General features: G+C 72.8%; 18 protein-coding genes. 2 read left to right on the forward strand and 16 right to left on the reverse strand.

Features of this window, described 5'->3' with window-relative positions:
• Positions 1–23 precede the first annotated feature (23 nt).
• Complete coding sequence (locus tag ACGGZK_RS15050; RefSeq protein WP_395243432.1) at positions 24–422, reverse strand: LysM peptidoglycan-binding domain-containing protein; 399 nt, start codon at positions 420–422, stop codon at positions 24–26.
• Positions 423–679: 257 nt separating this feature from the next.
• Between ACGGZK_RS15050 and lexA the strand changes: the two genes are divergently transcribed.
• Complete coding sequence (gene lexA, locus ACGGZK_RS15055; protein WP_395243433.1) at positions 680–1369, forward strand: transcriptional repressor LexA; 690 nt, start codon at positions 680–682, stop codon at positions 1367–1369.
• 2 nt (positions 1370–1371) lie between these two features.
• Here lexA and ACGGZK_RS15060 read toward each other — a convergent pair whose 3' ends face one another.
• The 4 genes from ACGGZK_RS15060 to hflX all read right to left on the reverse strand — a co-directional run bounded on the left by ACGGZK_RS15060 (position 1372) and on the right by hflX (position 7383).
• Positions 1372–2124: an alpha/beta fold hydrolase gene (locus ACGGZK_RS15060; RefSeq protein ID WP_395243434.1), complete on the reverse strand. Its 753-nt coding sequence runs from the start codon at positions 2122–2124 to the stop codon at positions 1372–1374.
• A 98-nt stretch (positions 2125–2222) separates the two neighbouring features.
• Positions 2223–4580: a 5-methyltetrahydropteroyltriglutamate--homocysteine S-methyltransferase gene (metE, locus tag ACGGZK_RS15065; RefSeq protein ID WP_395243435.1), complete on the reverse strand. Its 2358-nt coding sequence runs from the start codon at positions 4578–4580 to the stop codon at positions 2223–2225.
• Complete coding sequence (locus tag ACGGZK_RS15070; RefSeq protein ID WP_395243436.1) at positions 4577–5623, reverse strand: methylenetetrahydrofolate reductase; 1047 nt, start codon at positions 5621–5623, stop codon at positions 4577–4579. The genes metE and ACGGZK_RS15070 overlap by 4 nt, the downstream gene beginning before the upstream one ends.
• 212 nt (positions 5624–5835) lie before the next feature.
• Entirely contained in the window at positions 5836–7383 is a 1548-nt protein-coding gene (hflX, locus tag ACGGZK_RS15075; protein ID WP_395243437.1) for a GTPase HflX, read from the reverse strand.
• A gap of 41 nt (positions 7384–7424) precedes the next feature.
• Between hflX and ACGGZK_RS15080 the strand changes: the two genes are divergently transcribed.
• Entirely contained in the window at positions 7425–8033 is a 609-nt protein-coding gene (locus ACGGZK_RS15080; RefSeq protein ID WP_395243438.1) for a class I SAM-dependent methyltransferase, read from the forward strand.
• Between the two features lie 51 nt (positions 8034–8084).
• On the opposite strand, the gene dapF is transcribed toward ACGGZK_RS15080, so the two are convergent.
• From dapF to ACGGZK_RS15135, 11 genes are all read right to left on the reverse strand, one after another.
• Positions 8085–8966 (reverse strand): diaminopimelate epimerase, encoded by an 882-nt coding sequence (gene dapF, locus ACGGZK_RS15085; protein WP_395243439.1) that lies wholly within the window; start codon positions 8964–8966, stop codon positions 8085–8087.
• 5 nt (positions 8967–8971) lie between these two features.
• A complete protein-coding gene (gene miaA / locus ACGGZK_RS15090; protein WP_395243440.1) occupies positions 8972–9892 on the reverse strand; it encodes a tRNA (adenosine(37)-N6)-dimethylallyltransferase MiaA in 921 nt (306 codons plus the stop codon).
• A 1-nt stretch (position 9893) separates the two neighbouring features.
• Positions 9894–11495, reverse strand: a complete 1602-nt coding sequence (gene miaB, locus ACGGZK_RS15095) for a tRNA (N6-isopentenyl adenosine(37)-C2)-methylthiotransferase MiaB (protein ID WP_395243441.1) — start codon at positions 11493–11495, stop codon at positions 9894–9896.
• A gap of 12 nt (positions 11496–11507) precedes the next feature.
• Complete coding sequence (locus ACGGZK_RS15100; RefSeq protein ID WP_395243442.1) at positions 11508–12149, reverse strand: regulatory protein RecX; 642 nt, start codon at positions 12147–12149, stop codon at positions 11508–11510.
• Positions 12150–12239: 90 nt separating this feature from the next.
• Positions 12240–13310 (reverse strand): recombinase RecA, encoded by a 1071-nt coding sequence (recA, locus tag ACGGZK_RS15105; protein WP_395243443.1) that lies wholly within the window; start codon positions 13308–13310, stop codon positions 12240–12242.
• Positions 13311–13587: 277 nt separating this feature from the next.
• Entirely contained in the window at positions 13588–13818 is a 231-nt protein-coding gene (locus ACGGZK_RS15110) for a DUF3046 domain-containing protein (RefSeq protein ID WP_395243444.1), read from the reverse strand.
• Positions 13819–13932: 114 nt separating this feature from the next.
• Positions 13933–14244, reverse strand: coding sequence for a helix-turn-helix transcriptional regulator (locus tag ACGGZK_RS15115; RefSeq protein ID WP_121476643.1), 312 nt, complete (start codon positions 14242–14244; stop codon positions 13933–13935).
• A 168-nt stretch (positions 14245–14412) separates the two neighbouring features.
• Complete coding sequence (locus ACGGZK_RS15120; protein ID WP_395243445.1) at positions 14413–14943, reverse strand: CinA family protein; 531 nt, start codon at positions 14941–14943, stop codon at positions 14413–14415.
• A complete protein-coding gene (gene pgsA, locus ACGGZK_RS15125) occupies positions 14940–15533 on the reverse strand; it encodes a CDP-diacylglycerol--glycerol-3-phosphate 3-phosphatidyltransferase (protein ID WP_395243446.1) in 594 nt (197 codons plus the stop codon). Before pgsA ends, ACGGZK_RS15120 begins: the two co-directional genes overlap by 4 nt.
• A 21-nt stretch (positions 15534–15554) precedes the next feature.
• The gene (locus tag ACGGZK_RS15130; RefSeq protein WP_395243447.1) at positions 15555–18446 is read right to left on the reverse strand and encodes a DNA translocase FtsK; all 2892 of its coding nucleotides are present in this window, start codon (positions 18444–18446) and stop codon (positions 15555–15557) included.
• A gap of 72 nt (positions 18447–18518) precedes the next feature.
• Positions 18519–19013 carry a GNAT family N-acetyltransferase gene (locus ACGGZK_RS15135; protein ID WP_395243448.1) on the reverse strand — a complete coding sequence of 165 codons (495 nt, stop codon included), beginning with the start codon at positions 19011–19013 and terminating at the stop codon, positions 18519–18521.
• Between the last annotated feature and the right edge of the window lie 82 nt (positions 19014–19095).

A 19095-nucleotide genomic window follows, 5' to 3' on the forward strand; every position in this document is an offset into this window, starting at 1 on the left:
GTGCACCGCGGAAACCTGCCGACTCACCCGAGGTCGGGCAGCGCGAGGCGCTGGCCCGGCTGCACGACGAGGGTGTCGAGCCCGTTGAGTCGTGCGATCGCATCGATCACGTCGCGCGGGTCCTCCCGCGGAGCGAGGTCGACGGCGATCTCCCACAGGGTGTCGCCGGCCGCCACCGTGACGACCTCGAACGACCGGCCCACCCCGCCCTCGGGGCCACCGGCGGCCGCCGGACCCGCCCCGAGCACCACGCCCATGACGAGGAGCACGACCGGCACCGCGGCGAGCGCCGTGAACACGAACCGCCCGCGACGCGTGAGCCGGAGCCGCGTGCGTGGCGCATCGGAGACGACCGGCGCGGACGCGGCCCGGACGGGACGCGGCAGGACCTGCGGAATCGACGTGCCGATGACGACGCTCATGATGCCTCCCGAACGATGGCGAGCCGTACCCGGCACTCGGCCGGGAGCACCGGGTACGAATCTCTGTTCCGAATGTATCTTCGAATCTCTTCGAACACAAGCACCGCCTCCGCACGAATCGCCCCGCGGATCGCGCGACACGCTCGAACGGATGTTTGTCTGCATGGCCTGCTCCGGATACAGTTTCGAATGTCGACACCAGTCGAACAGCAACCACCGACATCCGGCCGTGGTTCGGCCTAGCGAGGGGCGAGAGCGTGAGCAGCCAGACCGACGGAGCCCGCGACACGGGGCGGCAGCGCCGGCGGCGGAGCCTCAGCCCGAAGCAGGTCTCGATCCTCGAGGCGATCCAGGCCTCGGTGGCGTCGCGCGGGTACCCGCCGAGCATGCGCGAGATCGGCGACGCGGTCGGCCTCTCGTCGCTGTCGAGCGTCACCCACCAGCTCAACCAGCTCGAGCTCGCCGGCTACCTCCGGCGCGACCCGAACCGTCCCCGCGCCCTCGAGGTGCTCATCGAGCTCCCCGGCACGGAGGAGCGGGCGTCATCGGCGCCCGTCGTCGCGCCGGTGGGCGACGCCGCGATGGTCCCGCTCGTCGGGCGGATCGCCGCGGGCGTGCCGATCACGGCCGAGCAGCAGGTCGAGGAGATCTTCCCGCTCCCCCGCCAGCTGGTCGGCAAAGGCGAGCTGTTCATGCTCAAGGTCGTCGGCGAGTCGATGGTCGACGCCGCGATCTGCGACGGCGACTGGGTCGTCGTCCGGTCGCAGCGCACCGCCGAGAACGGCGAGATCGTCGCCGCGATGCTCGACGGCGAGGCGACCGTGAAGGTCCTCCGCCAGCGCGACGGGCACACCTGGCTGCTCCCCCGCAACAGCGCGTTCGAGCCGATCCTCGGCGACGAGGCCGAGGTGCTCGGCAAGGTCGTCGCGGTCCTCCGCGCGGTCTGACGCTACGCGCGCCCGGGCGCGGCGGGCGCGACCGGCACCAGCGCCCGCAGCCAGTCCGACACCGCGTGCATGAACGCGGGGTGGTCGTCGCGGAACACCGTGTGCCCGGTGCCCGGCAGCGTGTGCACCGTCATCCCGATCGCGCGCATGCCCGTGGCCAGGGCGTTCGTCACCAGCAGGCTGCGCTCGGCGAGCAGCACGAGGCTCGGCGCCACGAGCTTCGTCGGCGGCACCAGCTGCCGGGTGTCGGCGAACGCGAGGATGGTGCGGCGGTCCCAGTCGCGCAGGGTCGCGAGCTCGATCTCGACGTCGTCGGCGTGCCACTTCGGGTTCATCTTCACGAGCGCGGAGCGTCCGGGCCGGGGCGCGACGGCGAAGAAGGCCTTGAACGCCAGGCCCTTGAGCCCGGTCGGGAAGCCGAACGCCGGGTCGACGTAGATCGCCGCGCGCGGCGCCAGGCGGTCGGCCACGAGGCTCGCGACGAGTGCGCCCAGCGAGTGCCCCATGACGACGTCCGGCGGCCCGTCGAGCAGCGGTGCGAGCGTCTCGACGACGTCGTCGGCCCACGCGGCCGGCGAGTACCGCCGAGCGCGCGGGCTCCGGCCGTGGCCGGCGAGGTCGACCGCGAGCACGCGGAAGCCGTGCGCCTCGAGCTCGGCCGTCACGCGGTGCCACGCCCGCGAGTCCGACATGATGCCGTGGACGAGGACGGCGGTGCGGGGACCGCTCCCGGATGCGCGGACGGCGAGCTGCATGGCGGCGAGCGTAGCGACGGCGCCTGTACCCTCCCTGTGCGATCACCCGGGAACGGCCGAGCGGATGCCCCGGCGGGACATCCCCTCGGCCCGATCGCTCAGTCGACCAGCGCCGGGACCACCGCCGCGGCCGCGAGCTGGGCGCGCACGCTCCGCGTCGCCGCGACGAGGTGCTCGAGCGACGCGACCGTCTCGTCGTAGCCGCGCGTCTTCAGGCCGCAGTCGGGGTTGATCCACAGCCGGTCGGCCGGGATGACCGACGCCGCGCGCTCGATGAGGGCGCGGAGCTCGGCCTCGCCGGGCACGCGCGGCGAGTGGATGTCGTAGACGCCCGGGCCGACGCCGTGGTCGAAGCCGTTCGCCGCGATGTCGTCGACGACCTCCATGCGGCTGCGCGCCGCCTCGATGCTGGTGACGTCGGCGTCGAGGTCGCGGATCGCGTCGATGACCACGCCGAACTCCGAGTAGCAGAGGTGCGTGTGCACCTGCGTCGCCGGGCGCGCACTGCCGGTGGCGAGCCGGAACGAGCCGACCGACCACTCGAGGTAGGCGGGCTGGTCGCTCAGCCGCAGCGGCAGCAGCTCGCGGAGGGCGGGCTCGTCGACCTGCACGATGCGGATGCCGGCCTCCTCGAGGTCGGCGACCTCGTCGCGCAGCGCGAGCGCCACCTGACGGGCGGTGTCGCCGAGCGGCTGGTCGTCCCGCACGAACGACCACGCGAGGATCGTCACCGGCCCGGTGAGCATGCCCTTCACGGGCCGATCGGTGAGCGACTGCGCGTAGGTCGACCAGCCGACCGTCATCGGCTCGGGCCGGGCGACGTCGCCCCAGAGGATCGACGGGCGCGTGCACCGCGACCCGTACGACTGCACCCAGCCGTTGCGGGTGACCGCGAACCCGTCGAGGAGCTCGGCGAAGTACTGCACCATGTCGTTGCGCTCGGGCTCGCCGTGCACGAGCACGTCGAGGCCGAGGCGCTCCTGCAGGCGGATGACCCGCTCGATCTCCTCGCGCATGGCCGCCTCGTACTCGGCCGCCGAGAGCTCGCCCTTCCCGAGCAGCGCCCGGGCGCGACGCAGGTCGGCCGTCTGCGGGAACGAGCCGATGGTGGTCGTCGGCAGGGCGGGCAGGTCGAGGTCGGCCTGCGCGCGCAACCGGTCGGCGGTGCCGGCACGCGAGAAGTCGGCGTCGCCGAGCTCGGCGGTGCGGCGCCGCACGTCGAGACGCCGCACGCCGGGCGCGCCCGCTCGATCGGCGAGGGCGGCGGCCGCGGCGTCGAGCTCGGACGCGACGGCCTCCCGCCCCGACGTGAGCCCGCGGGCCAGCGTCGCGACCTGCGCGACCTTCTGGTCGGCGAACGCGAGCCACGTCGCCAGGCGGGGGTCGAGGTCGGGCTCGTCGGCGACGTCGTGCGGCACGTGCAGCAGCGACGTGGAGGTCGCGACCGCGACCGAGCCGCTCAGCGAGCGCAGCGCGTCGGCGTGCTCGAACGCGGCGGCGAGGTCGCCCCGCCACACGTTGTGCCCGTCGATCACGCCGGCGACGAGGGTCTTCGCCGCGAGCGCCTCCTCGGTCGCCGGGTCGAGCAGGGCGGGCACGGCGCCGCGCACGAGGTCGATCCCGATCGCGTCGACCGGGGTGGCCGCCAGCACCGCGAGCGCGTCGCCGATGGGCCCGTACGGTGCGGCCACGAACAGGGCCGGCCGGTCGTCGTGCGCGCCGAGCGCGTCGTACGCCTCGCCGGCTGCCTCGAGGAGGCGCTCGGGCGCGTCGGGGAGGCTCTCGCTCACGAGCGCCGGCTCGTCGAGCTGCACCCAGTCGGCGCCCGCGTCGGCCAGCGCGGCGAGGAGGGCGGCGTAGACGGGCACGAGGTCGGCGAGCCGGTCGAGGGGACGGAACCCGGCGGGCGAGCCATCCGCCGGCTTCGCGAGCGCCAGCAGGGTGACCGGGCCGACGAGCACGGGCCTCGTGCGGAAGCCGGCCGCCTGCGCCTCGGCGACGAGGGCGACCAGCCGCTCGGGGAATGCCGCGAACGCGGTGTCCGGGCCGATCTCGGGCACGAGGTAGTGGTAGTTCGAGTCGAACCACTTCGTCATCTCGAGCGGGGCGTCCTCGCCCTCGCCGCGGGCGATGGTGAACGAACCGGCGGGGTCGACCCGGCCGTCCGCATCGCGGAGCCGCGCGAAGCGCTCCGGCACGGCCCCGACCGCGAGTGCCGCGTCGAGCACCTGGTCGTAGGTCGAGAACGACTCCGGGATGGACGAGTCGTCGCGCCCGAGGCCGAGCGCGGCGAGGCGTTCGCGGGTCGCCGCGCGCAGTTCGGCGGTGCGCGCCTCGAACTCGGCGTCGTCGATCGCGCCGCTCCAGTACGCCTCGACGGCGCGCTTGAGCTCGCGGCGGCGCCCGATGCGGGGGTAGCCGAGGATGGTGCCGGTGGGGAAGGTTCGTGCAGTCATCGTTCCGTGGTGTTCCGTTCGTCGGTCTTCGGTGCGGTGGTGCTGGTGGTGCCTGTCTTGCCGGTCGTGCTGGTCGTGCTGGTCGTCGTCGCCGTGAGGCCGAGCCGGTCGAGGACGGCGAGCACGGCTTCGTGGCGGTTGAAGGTGTAGAGGTGGATGCCGGGCGCGTCGCCGTCGAGCACGTCGCGCACGAGGTCGGCGGCGAAGGCGACGCCGAGGTCGACCTGCGTCTCGGCGTCGGGCGCCCGCTCGAGCGCGATCGCGAGGTCGGCGGGCGGCTCGACGCCCGTGAGCTCGGTGAGCCGGCGGAGCCGCGCCGGGGTGGTCACCGGCATGATGCCGGGCAGGATCGGGATGGTCACGCCGCCCGCGCGGGCGAGCTCGACGAAGCCGCGGTAGTCCTCGGCGTGCCAGAAGAGCTGGGTGATCGCGAGGTTCGCGCCCGCGACCTCCTTCGCGAGGAGCGTGTCGACGTCCTGCTGCAGGTCGCGCGAACGCGGATGCCCCGTCGGGAACGCCGCCACGGCGACCCGCGTGGGCCGGGGCCGGTCGTCGATACGGGATGCCCCGGGCAGGCCCGGGAGCCCGACCTCGCGGTACGGCTGGCGCTCCTCCTGGACGCGGTGGATGAGCTGCACCAGCTCCGCCGCCGTCGCGAGGTCGCCGATGCCCTCGTCGGGGTCGTCGGCCGACTCGACCCCGCTGGGCGGGTCGCCGCGCAGGGCGAGGAAGCTCGTGATGCCGGCGTCGAGGAACTCGCGCACGATGCGGTTCGCCTCGGCGTACGACGAGCCGACGCAGGTGAGGTGCGCCATCGGGTCGACGTCGGCCTGCTCGAGCAGGTAGCGCAGCACGGTCAGCGACCGGTGGCGGGTCGACCCGCCGGCGCCGAAGGTCACGGAGATGAACGCCGGGTCGACCTCGGCGAGCCGGTCGATCGTGCGGCCGAGCGCGATCGCCGCGGCGTCGCTGCGCGGCGGGAACAGCTCGAACGAGATCGGGGGACGGTGTCCGCCCGTGGTGGAGGTGCCCTGACCTGCCATGTCGCTCCTCATCGCCCCGCACGGGTGGCTGGAGGTGCGCGGCAGCCGCGTACCCCCGGCCGTCATGCGGCGGGTGGTCTCGCGGGCGGGTGCCGGGCTCGGCGGTCGCTCCAGGCGGGGGCTTGGGCCCTCCGCCGACGATCAGGTGCGACGATACGCCACGTCAGGGGTCGCCGGCGCGATTGTGACCGGGGGTGACGAACCGACGACGCTCAGGCGACCGCGGCGCTCACGGTGAACGCCGCGAGCTGCGCGGCGAGCTCCGGCGAGGCGAGCGCACGGATGCGCGTGCCCTCCTCGACGTACTCGACCGAGAGCACCCGCCCCGACTCGTGCAGCGTCGACACGACGTCGCCGCGCTCGTACGGCACCAGCAGGTCGATCTCGACCGCCGGGTCGGGCAGCAGGCGCCCGATCGTCTCGAGCAGCTCGTCGATCCCCTCGCCGGTGCGCGCCGACGCGAAGATCGCGTTGGGCTCGAGGCCGCGCAGCACGAGGCGGTCCTCCGGCGACACGAGGTCGGCCTTGTTGAAGACGACGAGCTCCGGGATGTCCCGCGCCGCGAGCTCCCCGATCACGTCGCGCACCGTGGCGATCTGGCCCGCCGGGTCGGGGTGCGCCGCGTCGACGACGTGGACGATGAGGTCGGACTCGCCGACCTCCTCCAGCGTCGAGCGGAACGCCTCGACGAGCTGGTGCGGGAGGTTCCGCACGAACCCGACGGTGTCGGCGATCGTGTACACCCGGCCGTCGGCCGTCGTGTTGCGGCGGACCGTGGCGTCGAGCGTCGCGAACAGGGCGTTCTCGACGAGCACCCCCGCGCCCGTGACGCGGTTGACGATGCTCGACTTGCCGGCGTTCGTGTACCCGGCGATCGCGACCGACGGCACCGCGTTGCGCTTGCGGTTCGCCCGCTTCGCGTCGCGCGCGGGCTTCATGCCGGCGATCTGCTTGCGGAGCTTCGCCATGCGCGAGTGGATGCGACGGCGATCGAGCTCGATCTTCGTCTCACCGGGGCCACGGGAGCCCATGCCCGCGCCGGCCGAGCCGACCTGGCCACCGGCCTGGCGCGACATCGACTCGCCCCAGCCGCGCAGGCGCGGCAGCAGGTACTCGAGCTGCGCGAGCTCGACCTGCGCCTTGCCCTCCCGGCTCTTCGCGTGCTGGCTGAAGATGTCGAGGATGACGGCGGTGCGGTCGATGACCTTCACCTTCACCGCGTCCTCCAGCGCACGGCGCTGGCTCGGCGCGAGCTCGGTGTCGGCGACCACGGTGTCGGCGCCGAGGGCGGCGACGATGTGGCGCAGCTCCTCGACCTTGCCGCGGCCGAGGTACGTGCTGGGGTCGGGATGCGGGCGGCGCTGCAGCACGCCGTCGAGCACCCGCGCGCCGGCCGTCTCGGCCAGCGCCGACAGCTCGCGCAGCGAGTTCTCCGCGTCGTCGAGCGAGCCCTGCGAGTACACGCCGATGAGCACGACGTTCTCCAGCCGCAGCTGCCGGTACTCGACCTCGGTGACGTCCTCGAGCTCGGTCGACAGGCCGCTGACCCGCCGCAACGCGGCCCGCTCCTCGCGATCGAACTGCTCGCCGTCGGTGGACTCCCACTCCGGGGCATCCGTCGCACGGTGCTGGCCGGTGGCCGTCTTCTGGATCGAGGTCGCCTCGCCGGCGCCGAAGCGGGAGACGCCCGCGCGGTGCTCGGCGCTGCGCAGCACGCGGTCGACGGCGTCGTCGTGGTGCTCGTGTGCGGCTTCGTTCATCCGTTCAACCCTACTTCCTGATCCTGGTATAGGTTCCCCTCATGCCCCAGGAGCACTACTTCTCGTCGAGCCCGGCGTCGCCGGACAAGCTGCGGACCATCCGCGTGCGACTCGCGGGGCAGGACCGCGACGTGTACACGGCGCCCGCCGTGTTCAGCCCCGACCACGTCGACACCGGCACCGAGGTGCTCCTCGACACGGCGCCCACCGCCCCCGCCACGGGCGACCTGCTCGACCTCGGCTGCGGCTGGGGACCCATCGCCCTCAGCCTCGCGCTCGAGTCCCCGGAGGCGACCGTCTGGGCGGTCGACGTGAACGAGCGGGCCCTCGACCTCGTCCGCCGCAACGCGGAGCGCCTCGGCCTGACCAATGTCAACGCCGTGCTGGCTGAGGATGTTCCCGCCGACGTGCGCTTCGCCACGATCTGGTCGAACCCGCCGATCCGCGTCGGCAAGGAGGTGCTCCACGGCCTCATGCGCGATTGGATGCCCCGCCTCGCGCCCGGCGCATCGGCGTGGCTCGTCGTGCAGCGCAACCTCGGCTCCGACTCCCTGCACAAGTGGCTCGACGAGCACCTGCCCGACACGTTCGAGGTCTCGCGCGAGGCGTCGTCGAAGGGATTCCGGGTGCTCGAGGTGCGGAACGGCTGAGCGCGCCGTACCGGTCGGCTCGGCTCGGCTGGGCTCTCGGCTCGGCTCGGCTCAGGCGAGGCTGAGCACGCCGTCGAACACCAGCTCGGCCGGCCCCGACAGCATGACGTGCTCGCCGTCGTCGGCCCGGAACATCCGCACGCCGACGACGCCGCCGGGCACCTGCACCCGCCAGTCGTTCGGCGCGCCCGACCCGGCCCAGTGCCGCACCGCGAGCGCCGAGGCGACCGCGCCCGTGCCGCACGACAGGGTCTCCCCCGACCCGCGCTCGTGCACGCGCATGCGAATGCGTCCGACGCCGTCCTCGACGAGCGGGTCGGCCGGCACCACGAACTCGACGTTCGCGCCCGCCTCGGGCAACGGATCGAGGATGGGCTGGTAGCCGAGGTCGAGGCCCTCGAGCTCGGCGTCGTCGGCGAGGGCGACCACCACGTGCGGGTTGCCCACGTCGATGCCGAGCCCCGGGCGGGCGACGGGGAGCGACTTGGCCCGCACCAGCGGCTCGGTGCCGTCGAGGCGCCACACGCCGAGGTCGGCCTGGAAGCCGTCCCCGGAGCGGCTGACGCGCCGCACCCCGGCACGCGTGCCGATCGCGAGGGTGCCGCCCGGCGGCAGCTCGGCGAGGCCCTGGTCGAGCAGGTACGACGTGTAGACGCGGATACCGTTGCCGCACATCTCCGACACGGTGCCGTCGGCGTTCCAGTAGTCCATGAACCACGTCGCCTCGGCGTCCTCCGCGAGCGCGGCCGCCCCGGCGTCGAGGTTCGACGAACGGACGGCGCGGATCACGCCGTCGGCGCCCACGCCGAACCGGCGGTCGCAGACGGCCGCGATCTGCGCGGGCGTGAGCTCGGTGTCGCCGTCGGGATCGCTGAAGAGCACGAAGTCGTTGCCGGTGCCCTGGCCCTTGGTGAACCGGAGATCGAAGGACATGCGGATCAGTCTATGGCCGCCTGGCGAGCCAGTTCCGCGCCCCGGTCGACCACGTCGTCGGCGTCGATCACCGTCGCTGCGGCGTAGCGCTTGAACCAGCCGACCTGACGGCGCGCGTACACGCGCGTGAGCTGCTGCGTCTCCGCGATGGCCTCCGCCTCGGTCATCCGGCCGTCGAGCTGGGCGAGCGCTTGCTGGTACCCGATCGCGCGCCGCGCGGTCACGCCGCGTTCGATGCCCGCCGGCACGAGCCCGCGCACCTCGTCGAGCAGGCCCTCGCGCCACATGCCGACGACGCGCTCGTCGAGCCGTTCGACGAGGCGCGCGCGATCGCTGCGCAGGTGCACGATGCGGTGCGGGCGCCACGGCACCGGTTCGTCGGGCAGCCGCGCGGCCTTCGGCTCGCCCGTGAGCTCGATCACCTCGAGCGCGCGGACCACGCGGCGCCCGTTCTGCGCGTCGATGCTCGCGGCGGTCTGCGGGTCGATGGCGCGGAGGCGGGCGTGCAGGCCGCCCGTGCCGAGCTCGGCGAGCTCCGCCTCGAGCCGGGCGCGGATCGTGGCATCCGTGCCCGGGAACCGGAAGTCGTGGATCACGCTCGAGACGTAGAGGCCCGAGCCCCCGACGAGCAGCGCGACCGCGTCGGTCGCCTCGATCCGCTCGATCGCGGCGCGCGCGTCGGCCTGGTAGCGCGCGGCGGATGCCTCCTCCGTCACGTCGAGCACGTCCATGAGGTGGTGCGGGATGCCCCGCCGCTCCGCGGCCGACAGCTTCGCCGTGCCGATGTCCATGCCGCGGTAGAGCTGCATGGCGTCGGCGTTCACGACCTCGGCCGCTCGACCGACCCGGTCGAAGGCCTCGGCCAGGTCGAGCGCGAACGCGGACTTGCCGGTCCCGGTCGCGCCGACGATCGCGATGAGGGTCACGTCAGCGGAGGGAGTCGCTCGGGTCGTAGATGGGCATCGTGCCGACGCCCGGCGAGACGAGCGGCTCGCGCACGATCCGGAGGCTCGGCAGGCCGAGCGATACCGGCCCCGCGGCGGATGCCCCGCCCGCGCCGGGTGCGGCGGGCACGCCGCAGCTCTCGGCCTCGGCGCGGTCCCACGCGTCACCGGCGCGGGTACGGCGGATGACGAGGGGCGCGCCGTCGGGCGAGTCGGCGATCAGGTGGAACGGCGCCGCCCGGGTGATCACGACCGACACGACGTCGCCGGGCCGCGGCACGGGCGAGCCCTCCGGCACGTCGAAGTGCACCAGCCGGCTGTCTTCCGAGCGACCGCTCAGGCGGTGCGTCTCGGCGTCCTTCTTGCCCTCTCCGGAGGCGACGAGCACCTCGACGGCGCGGCCGACGACCGCCTGGTTCTCCTCCAGCGAGATGCGCTCCTGGAGGGCGGCGAGGCGCTCGTAGCGCTCCTGCACGACCTCCTTCGGCACCTGCTCCTCCATGGTCGCCGCGGGCGTGCCCGGACGGATCGAGTACTGGAAGGTGAACGCCGAGGCGAACCGCGCGGCCTCCACGACCCGGAGGGTCTCCTGGAAGTCCTCCTCGGTCTCGCCCGGGAAACCGACGATGATGTCGGTGGAGATCGCCGCGTTCGGGATCTTCGCGCGCACGCGGTCGAGGATGCCGAGGAACTTCTCGGAACGGTACGACCGGCGCATCGCCTTCAGGATGCGGTCGCTGCCCGACTGCAGCGGCATGTGCAGCTGGGGCATCACGTTCGGCGTCTCGGCCATGGCGTCGATGACGTCGTCGGTGAACGCGGCGGGGTGGGGGCTCGTGAACCGCACCCGCTCGAGCCCGTCGATCTGCCCCACGGCCCGCAGCAGCTTGCCGAAGGCCTGGCGGTCGCCGAACTCGACGCCGTAGGAGTTCACGTTCTGCCCGAGGAGGGTGACCTCGATGGCGCCGTCGTCGACGAGTGCCTGCACCTCGGCGAGGATCTCGCCGGGGCGGCGGTCCTTCTCCTTGCCGCGCAGGGCGGGCACGATGCAGAAGGTGCACGTGTTGTTGCAGCCGACCGAGATCGACACCCAGCCGCTGTAGGTGGAGTCGCGCTTCGTCGGCAGCGTCGAGGGGAAGACCTCGAGCGCGTCGAGGATCTCGAGCTGCGCCTCGTCGTTGTGGCGCGCGCGCTCGAGCAGGCTCGGCAGCGAGCCCATGTTGTGCGTGCCGAACACGACGTCGACCCAGGGCGCCTTCTCGAGGATGACGTTCTTGTCCTTCTGGGCGAGGCAGCCGCCCACCGCGATCTGCATGCCCTCGTGGCGGCGCTTGACCCCGGCCAGGTGTCCGAGGTTGCCGTACAGCTTGTTGTCGGCGTTCTCGCGGACCGCGCAGGTGTTGATGACGACGACGTCGGGCTCGACGCCGTTCGCCGGCACGTACCCCGCCGCCTCGAGCGAACCCGACAGGCGTTCGGAGTCGTGCACGTTCATCTGGCAGCCGAACGTGCGCACCTCGTAGGTGCGGGGCGCGGACGTGGCGCTGCCGACCTCGACCGCCGAGGCCTCGTGAAGCGTGCTCATGATCAGGACAGTCTACGAGGGACGACGCGGCAGCGCCGACGCGACCGCCTCGCGCACCACGTCCGAGGGGTACCCGCGGCGCATGAGGAAGGCCGTGAGCCGCCGTTCGGCGACCGCGCGATCGAGTCCCCCGAGCTGGCGCGCCCGTCGCTCGGCCACGGCGACGGCGTTGCCGACCTCCGCGTCGTGGTCGATCGCCGCGACCGCGGAATGCGCCACCTCGCCGTCGATCCCACGACGGGTGAGCTCGGTGATGACGGCGCTGCTGCCCCGACCCCGCCGGACCGCCTGCATGTGCACGACCTGCTCCGCGAGCCGGGCGTCGTCGAGGTAGCCGAGGCGCTCGTACCGTTCGAGCCAGTCCTCGACCTCGCCGTCGTCGAGCCCGTGCTCGACGAGCACGGCACGCACCTCGGCGACCGACAGCGACGACCGGCGCAGCCGGTTCACGACGAGGCGGTCGATCCGCTCGTCGCGCTCGGCGCCGGTCTCCTCCGGCTCGTCGCCCGTCGCATCGCTCGCCGCAGCCACGTCGTCCTCGGCGGTCGACCGTGCCCTCGGGTCGGACGACCCGACCCAGGGCAGGTACGAGACCGGGGCGAGGTGCTCGCCGGATTCCCCGGCGGACGGCGACCGTCGATCCTGATCGTGCATCGCAACGCCTCCCCCGGTTTCGTTTCCCTGATCTGGTAGCGCCTGGTCATCAGCGGCCCGGGCTCGCGCCCGGGCCGGTCGTGCGGACGGTCAGGCCCCGCGACGCTGCTTCGCCGCGATCGGCTCGACGTTGGACGGCGCCGCTGCGGCGGGTGCCGCACCCGCCGACCCGATGCCGAGCTTCACGAGGATCTTCTGCTCGATGTCGGCGGCGATGTCGGGGTTCTGCAGGAGGAAGTTGCGCGCGTTCTCCTTGCCCTGCCCGAGCTGGTCGCCGTCGTACGTGTACCAGGCCCCCGACTTCTTCACGATGCCCTGATCGACGCCGTAGTCGATCAGCGAGCCCTCGCGCGAGATGCCGACACCGAACAGGATGTCGAACTCGGCCTGCTTGAAGGGCGGCGCCATCTTGTTCTTGACGACCTTGACGCGCGTGCGGTTGCCGACCGCCTCGGTGCCGTCCTTCAGGGTCTCGATGCGACGGATGTCGAGGCGGACCGACGCGTAGAACTTCAGCGCCTTACCGCCCGCGGTCGTCTCGGGGCTGCCGAAGAAGACGCCGATCTTCTCGCGCAGCTGGTTGATGAAGATCGCCGTGGTCTTCGTCTGGTTGAGGCCACCGGTGAGCTTGCGCAGCGCCTGCGACATGAGGCGGGCCTGGAGGCCGACGTGCGAGTCGCCCATCTCGCCCTCGATCTCGGCACGGGGCACGAGGGCCGCGACCGAGTCGATGACGACGAGGTCGATCGAGCCCGAGCGGACGAGCATGTCGGCGATCTCGAGCGCCTGCTCGCCCGTGTCGGGCTGCGAGACGAGGAGCGAGTCGATGTCGACGCCGAGCTTCTTCGCGTACTCGGGGTCGAGCGCGTGCTCGGCGTCGATGAACGCGGCGATGCCGCCGGCGCGCTGCACGTTCGCGATCGCGTGGAGCGTCAGGGTCGTCTTACCCGACGACTCCGGGCCGTAGATCTCGACGATGCGGCCTCGCGGGAGGCCGCCGACACCGAGCGCCACGTCGAGCGCGATGGAACCGGTGGGGATGATCTCGACCGGCGCGCGCTCCTCGCTGCCGAGGCGCATCACCGATCCCTTGCCGAACTGGCGGTCGATCTGGGCGAGTGCCGCTTCGAGGGACTTCTCGCGGTCTGCGGGTGAGGGCATTGGTGGCTCCTTCGTCTCGGTGGTGGCTGCCTCTCGGCTGTCGTTCCACATGCCCGGCCGTGACCCGGCACGTCTTGCGACAAGGCGGTTTGCGGTGTGTTCCGACGACTTCGACCGTAGGGCCGCCCTCCGACATTCCGGGGCCGTGGAGCCCTGGCTGTGGACGGCGACGCCGGAACGCCCCGCTGGTGAGGAGCCTACCGCGATCGACGAACGGATGTTCGAACCGGCGCGCCGGCGTGTCGAACACGCATTCGGCGCGGCATCCGCTGGAGGATCAGGCTCGCGGGCCGCGCTCGCGGCGCGTGGGACCGTGCCGGCGCGCGGTCGGCACGTCCATCGCGACGCACAGCGCCAGCCAGACCTCGCGGGGCGCCACGCCCGCCGAGAGCGCCTCCGTGGCGGTGCGACCGCCCAGCACCTCGAGCACCACGTCGCGGAGGACGACCGCGCCGTACGCCTCGCCGAACTCGTCGTCGACGGCGAGCCGGAACTCGCTGAGCTTCACACCACTCCTCGGATCGGGTACCGGATCGCGGGGCGGATCACCGCGGACGACCGGCGCCCGGACATGCGATCGGCCGGTCTCCCGACCGGCCGATCACCACTTCGTACGTCTTGGTCAGCGGACCATCATGTCCGCGTCGAACTCCGCGACGAGCTCGTCGGGGAGGCTGTCGGGCACCACCGGGGTGAGCCCCTCGAGCACGGCGAGCCGGTCTCCGACCTCGTGCATGATCACCGAGATGGGCGTGTCGAGCGCCTCGGCCACCGAGGCGAGGATCTCGCTCGAGGCCTCCTTCTGCCCGCGCTCGACCTCGCTGAGGTACCCGAGCGCGACGCTGGCCTTGCTGGCCACCTGGCGGAGGGTGCGACCCTTCTGGAGACGGAAGTCCCGCAGCACGTCGCCGATCTCCTGTCGAACCAGAACCATCGGAACCTCCTTCGTCAGATCGAGCCTCGGATCCATTCGAATCCCCGGCGGGGAGGGTCGGCCTGACCCTGGATCCCGTGCCTCGACCCTAAGCCTTTCACACTGGGCTTTCCGTGTGAACCTGCGACATGTAACAGGGTGTTCACGAACGGTATTCCCACCCGGGGATCATGTCACCGGGAGTGCCGCGACCTCGTCGAGCGCGGCCGCGAGGGCCGCCTCCACGGCGCCGCGGCGGATGACCGCTCGGCCGCCGTCGAGCGCCAGTCGGACGGAGCGGATGCCCCGTGGCGACGCGATCCCCACGTAGACCTCGCCCGCCTCATGGCCGTCCTGCGGGTCGGGTCCGGCGACCCCGGTCGTGCCGATGCCGACGTCCGCCGGGCGGCCGTCCACCGCGCACGCACGCCGCACGCCGTCGGCCAACTGCTCGGCCACCTGCGGGTCGACGGCCCCTCGTTCGGCCAGCAGGGCCGCGTCGACGCCCACCAGCGAGTGCTTCACCGGCGTCGCGTACGCGACCACGCCACCGATCAGCACCGCGGATGCCCCGGGCACGTCGACGACCGCGGCGGCGACGAGTCCGCCCGTGAGGGACTCGGCGACGGCGAGGGTGAGCCCGCGCCGGGCCAGTTCGGCCACGAGTGCCCGGGCGACCTCGGACGGTGCGCCGCCGGCGACCGAGCGCGGGTCGCTCATGCGCTGCGGTGCTCGCGCGCGAGGCGCAGCGCATCGCGGACGTAGAGCAGCCCCGACCAGACGGTGAGGACGAGCGCCGCCGCCAGCAGCACGGCGTTCACCCACGCCATCCACTCGCCGAGGAGCGCCGGGAGCGGCGCCAGGGCGAAGGAGATCGCGACGGCCTGCACGAGGGTCTTCAGCTTGCCGCCGGAGGCGGCGGGCACCACGTTGCCCCGGCCGAGCTCCACGAAGCGCCAGACGGTGATGCCGACCTCGCGCACGACGATGACGATCGTCACCCACCATGGCACCTCGCCGAGGAGCGAGAGGCACACGAGGGCGCCGCTCGTGAGCAGCTTGTCGGCGATCGGATCGAGGATCTTGCCGAGGTCGGTGACCAGCCCGCGGCTGCGGGCGATGTACCCGTCGATGCCGTCGGTCGCGATCGCGATGACGAAGATCGCGGTGGCGATCCAGCGCAGCGTGCCGCCCTCGCCGTCGTCGACGAGCAGCAGCCAGAAGAACACCGGGGCGAGCAGGATCCGCACGATCGTGATCGCGTTCGGCAGGTTCCAGTTGGACGTCCTGGTGGCCTCGGGTGGGGTCATGCCCTCAGGATAGCGGGCCGCTCAGTCGCGGCCCGTGAGCCCCCAGGCATCCTCGTCGGGGTCGCCGTCGACCTCCTCGAGGCCTTCGGGGATGCGGCCCACCGGGTCGTCGTAGCGGTCGTCGATCGGTTCGGTCGGCACCGGCCGCGAGATCCCGCCCGTCGGGACCGGGCCGCCGGGTGCCGACGCGGGCGCGGCCGGCGCGGCGGCCGCGCCACCGGGCGGCTCGTCGCCCCGGATGCGGGCGAGCACGCCGGGAAGCTGCTCGACGGTCACCAGCACGTCGCGGGCCTTCGAGCCCTCGCTCGGGCCGACGATCTCGCGGGACTCGAGCAGGTCCATGAGGCGGCCGGCCTTCGCGAAGCCGACCCGGAGCTTGCGTTGCAGCATCGAGGTCGAGCCGAACTGGCTCGACACGACGAGCTCGGCGGCGGCGAGCAGCAGCTCGAGGTCGTCGCCGATGTCGGAGTCGATCTCCTTGCGCTCGACGACGGCGTCGACATCCTGCCGGTACTCGGGGCGCGCCTGGCGGGTGACGTGCTTGACGACCCGCTCGATCTCGGCCTCGCTGACCCAGGCGCCCTGCACGCGGAGCGCCTTCGAGGCGCCCATCGGCAGGAAGAGTCCGTCGCCCTGGCCGATGAGCTTGTCGGCGCCCGGCTGGTCGAGGATGACCCGGGAGTCGGTGACGCTCGTGACGGCGAACGCGAGGCGGCTCGGCACGTTCGCCTTGATGAGGCCCGTCACGACGTCGACGCTCGGACGCTGGGTCGCGAGCACGAGGTGGATGCCCGAGGCGCGCGCGAGCTGGGTGATGCGCACGATCGAGTCCTCGACGTCGCGCGGGGCGACCATCATGAGGTCGGCGAGCTCGTCGACGACGACGAGGAGGTAGGGGTACGGCTTGAGCTTGCGCTCGCTGCCGGCCGGCAGCACGATCTCCTCGTTGCGCACGGCCGCGTTGAAGTCGTCGATGTGGCGGAACCCGAACGACGCGAGGTCGTCGTACCGCATGTCCATCTCCTTGACGACCCACTGCAGCGCCTCGGCGGCCTTCTTCGGGTTCGTGATGATCGGCGTGATGAGGTGCGGCACGCCCGCGTAGGACGTCAGTTCGACGCGCTTGGGGTCGATGAGCACCATGCGCACGTCGGCGGGCTTCGCGCGCATGAGCAGGCTCGTGATCATCGAGTTCACGAAGCTCGACTTGCCCGAGCCGGTCGAGCCGGCCACGAGGAGGTGGGGCATCTTCGCGAGGTTGGCGACGACGTAGCCGCCGCCCACGTCCTTGCCGACGCCGATGGTCATCGGGTGCTTCGCGTTCGTCGCGGGGCCCGAGCGGAGCACGTCGCCGAGCGTGACGATCTCGCGGTCGGCGTTCGGGATCTCGACGCCGATCGCGCTCTTGCCCGGGATCGGCGAGAGGATGCGCACCTCGTTCGACGCGACCGCGTACGCGAGGTTCTTCGACAGGGCGGTGACGCGCTCGACCTTCACGCCCGGCCCGAGCTCGATCTCGTACTGCGTCACGGTCGGGCCGCGGGAGAATCCGGTGACCTTCGCGTCCACGCCGAACTGGTCGAGCACGGCCGTGATCTGGCGCACGACCTCGTCGTTCACCGCGGAGCGCTGCTTCGCGGGCGCGCCGGCGGCGAGCGTCGCTGCGGACGGCAGGCTGTAGGGCCGGGCCGGCTCGGCGGGCTCCTCGGCACCGGGCACCGCGGGAAGCCCGGTGCCGGCGACGGCACCCCCGGCACCGGCGTCTGCGACGTCGGCCGCGAGCGCGTCGAAGCCCGTCAGCACGCCCGTCGCGGCGCCGTCGTCGCGCAGGCCGATGCCGCCCTGCGGCACCTCGCCCGTGAACGCGCGCACCGCCGACTCGGCGCGCTGGAGGTCGCCGAGGATCTCGGTGCCGTACGCGTCAGGCCCGGGGTCGCCCTCGAGCGCCGACGCGAAGCTGCCGTCGGCCGAGCCCGGACCGAAGACCTCGGCGATGCCCGTGGCTCCCGCCTCGGCGAAGTCCGGGTCCTCCTCGCGGTTCGACGCGTTGCGGCGCCACCACGGCAGCGCGGCCGGCGTCGCGTCCTCGTCGTCGACCCCGTCGAGGGGCACCTGCTCGGTGCGCTCGGCCTTGCCGCGGCGGCGCTTGGCGGGCTCCGGGGCATCCGCTGCGGGCGCCGCCTCGTGCGCGCCGAACAGCCAGACGTACAGTTCGCGGAAGCGCGCGCCGATGCGGTTCGGCGGCGTCTTCGTCATGATCAGCAGCGACAGTACGAGCAGCAGCCCGATGACGGCGGTCGCGCCGATCGGCGTGATCAGGAAGATGAGCGGCTCGGCGAGCATCCAGCCGAGGATGCCGCCGGCCCGGGCGAGCGCGGGCATGCCCTGACTCGGGTCGGGCTGGCCGCCGAATACGTGGCAGAGCCCCGAGATGCTGAGCAGCAGCAGCGACAGGCCGATGCCGATGCGCGTGTTGTCGTGCACCGAGCTGGGATGGCGGAACAGCCAGATCGCGAAGAGCAGCATGACGACCGGCAGCCCGAACGCGACCCGGCCGAACAGGCCGCCGAAGGTCCAGGCGTCGAACTGCTGCGCGAGCGATTCGTTGATGTAGAACCACTCGACGACGGCGCCGGTGATCGCGAGCAGCACGATGAAGAACGGCAGCCCGTCGCGACGCTCCTCCTTCGCGAGCGTCTCGGGGCCGAGGGCGCGCGCCGCACCGCCCGTGACGTGCGCCAGGCCCATCCACGCCCGGACGAGGAGGTTCGGACCCTCGCGCCCGGCGGACGCGGGACCCTTCGCGGCCGACTTCGTCGCGGACGCCGGAAGCTTCTTCGTGGGCGCGGTGCGCGACGAGCCGCGGCCGGACGCGCCGGAGGCGCGCCCGTTCGACCTGGTGCTCGTAGCCATGCGCACCACGCTAGCGGGCGCATCCGTCACCACCCCGGAGGCGCCGCGGGATGCCTCGAACTGGGGCCCCGGTCAGCGCAGGCGGCGGACCATCGTGTGACGACCGGGCACCGCGTCGGAGACGATCGCGAACCCCTCCGAGCGGTACAACTGCCCGGCGTGGTTGTCGCGCTCGACGCTCAGCGTGATCCGGGCGAAGCCCGCGCGCCGCGCCTGCTCGGTGAGCGCCCGCATCAACGCGCGGCCGACGCCCTGCGCCCGCCAGAGCGGCCGCACGCCGATGATGAGCTCGGGCACGCCGACGCCGACGAACCCGTGCGCCGCGGCATCGGCCGCGAAGAGCCGGTACCACGCGGCACCCACGGGCCGCCGGTCGCCGTCGACGGCGACGAACCCGGCGTCGGAGGGCCGCTGCCAGCCCGCGACGAACCCGCGGTAGATCGGATCGGCCAGCACGGTCGGCCGCGGACGGTTGATGCCGTCGCGCCAGTTCGCCGCCTCGACGACCATGTCGGCCAGGAACGCGCCGTCATTCGGAGCCGCCGGGCGGATGGTGAAGTCCGCCATGACCGGAGCGTACGCGACCGGTGTTTCGACGGTGTTTCCCTGCCCGGCGGCGGCCACCGCGCCGCGTGCGCACCCGGTGGCC

This window comes from Agromyces sp. MMS24-K17, assembly GCF_043950245.1.
Taxonomy (GTDB): Bacteria; Actinomycetota; Actinomycetes; order Actinomycetales; family Microbacteriaceae; genus Agromyces.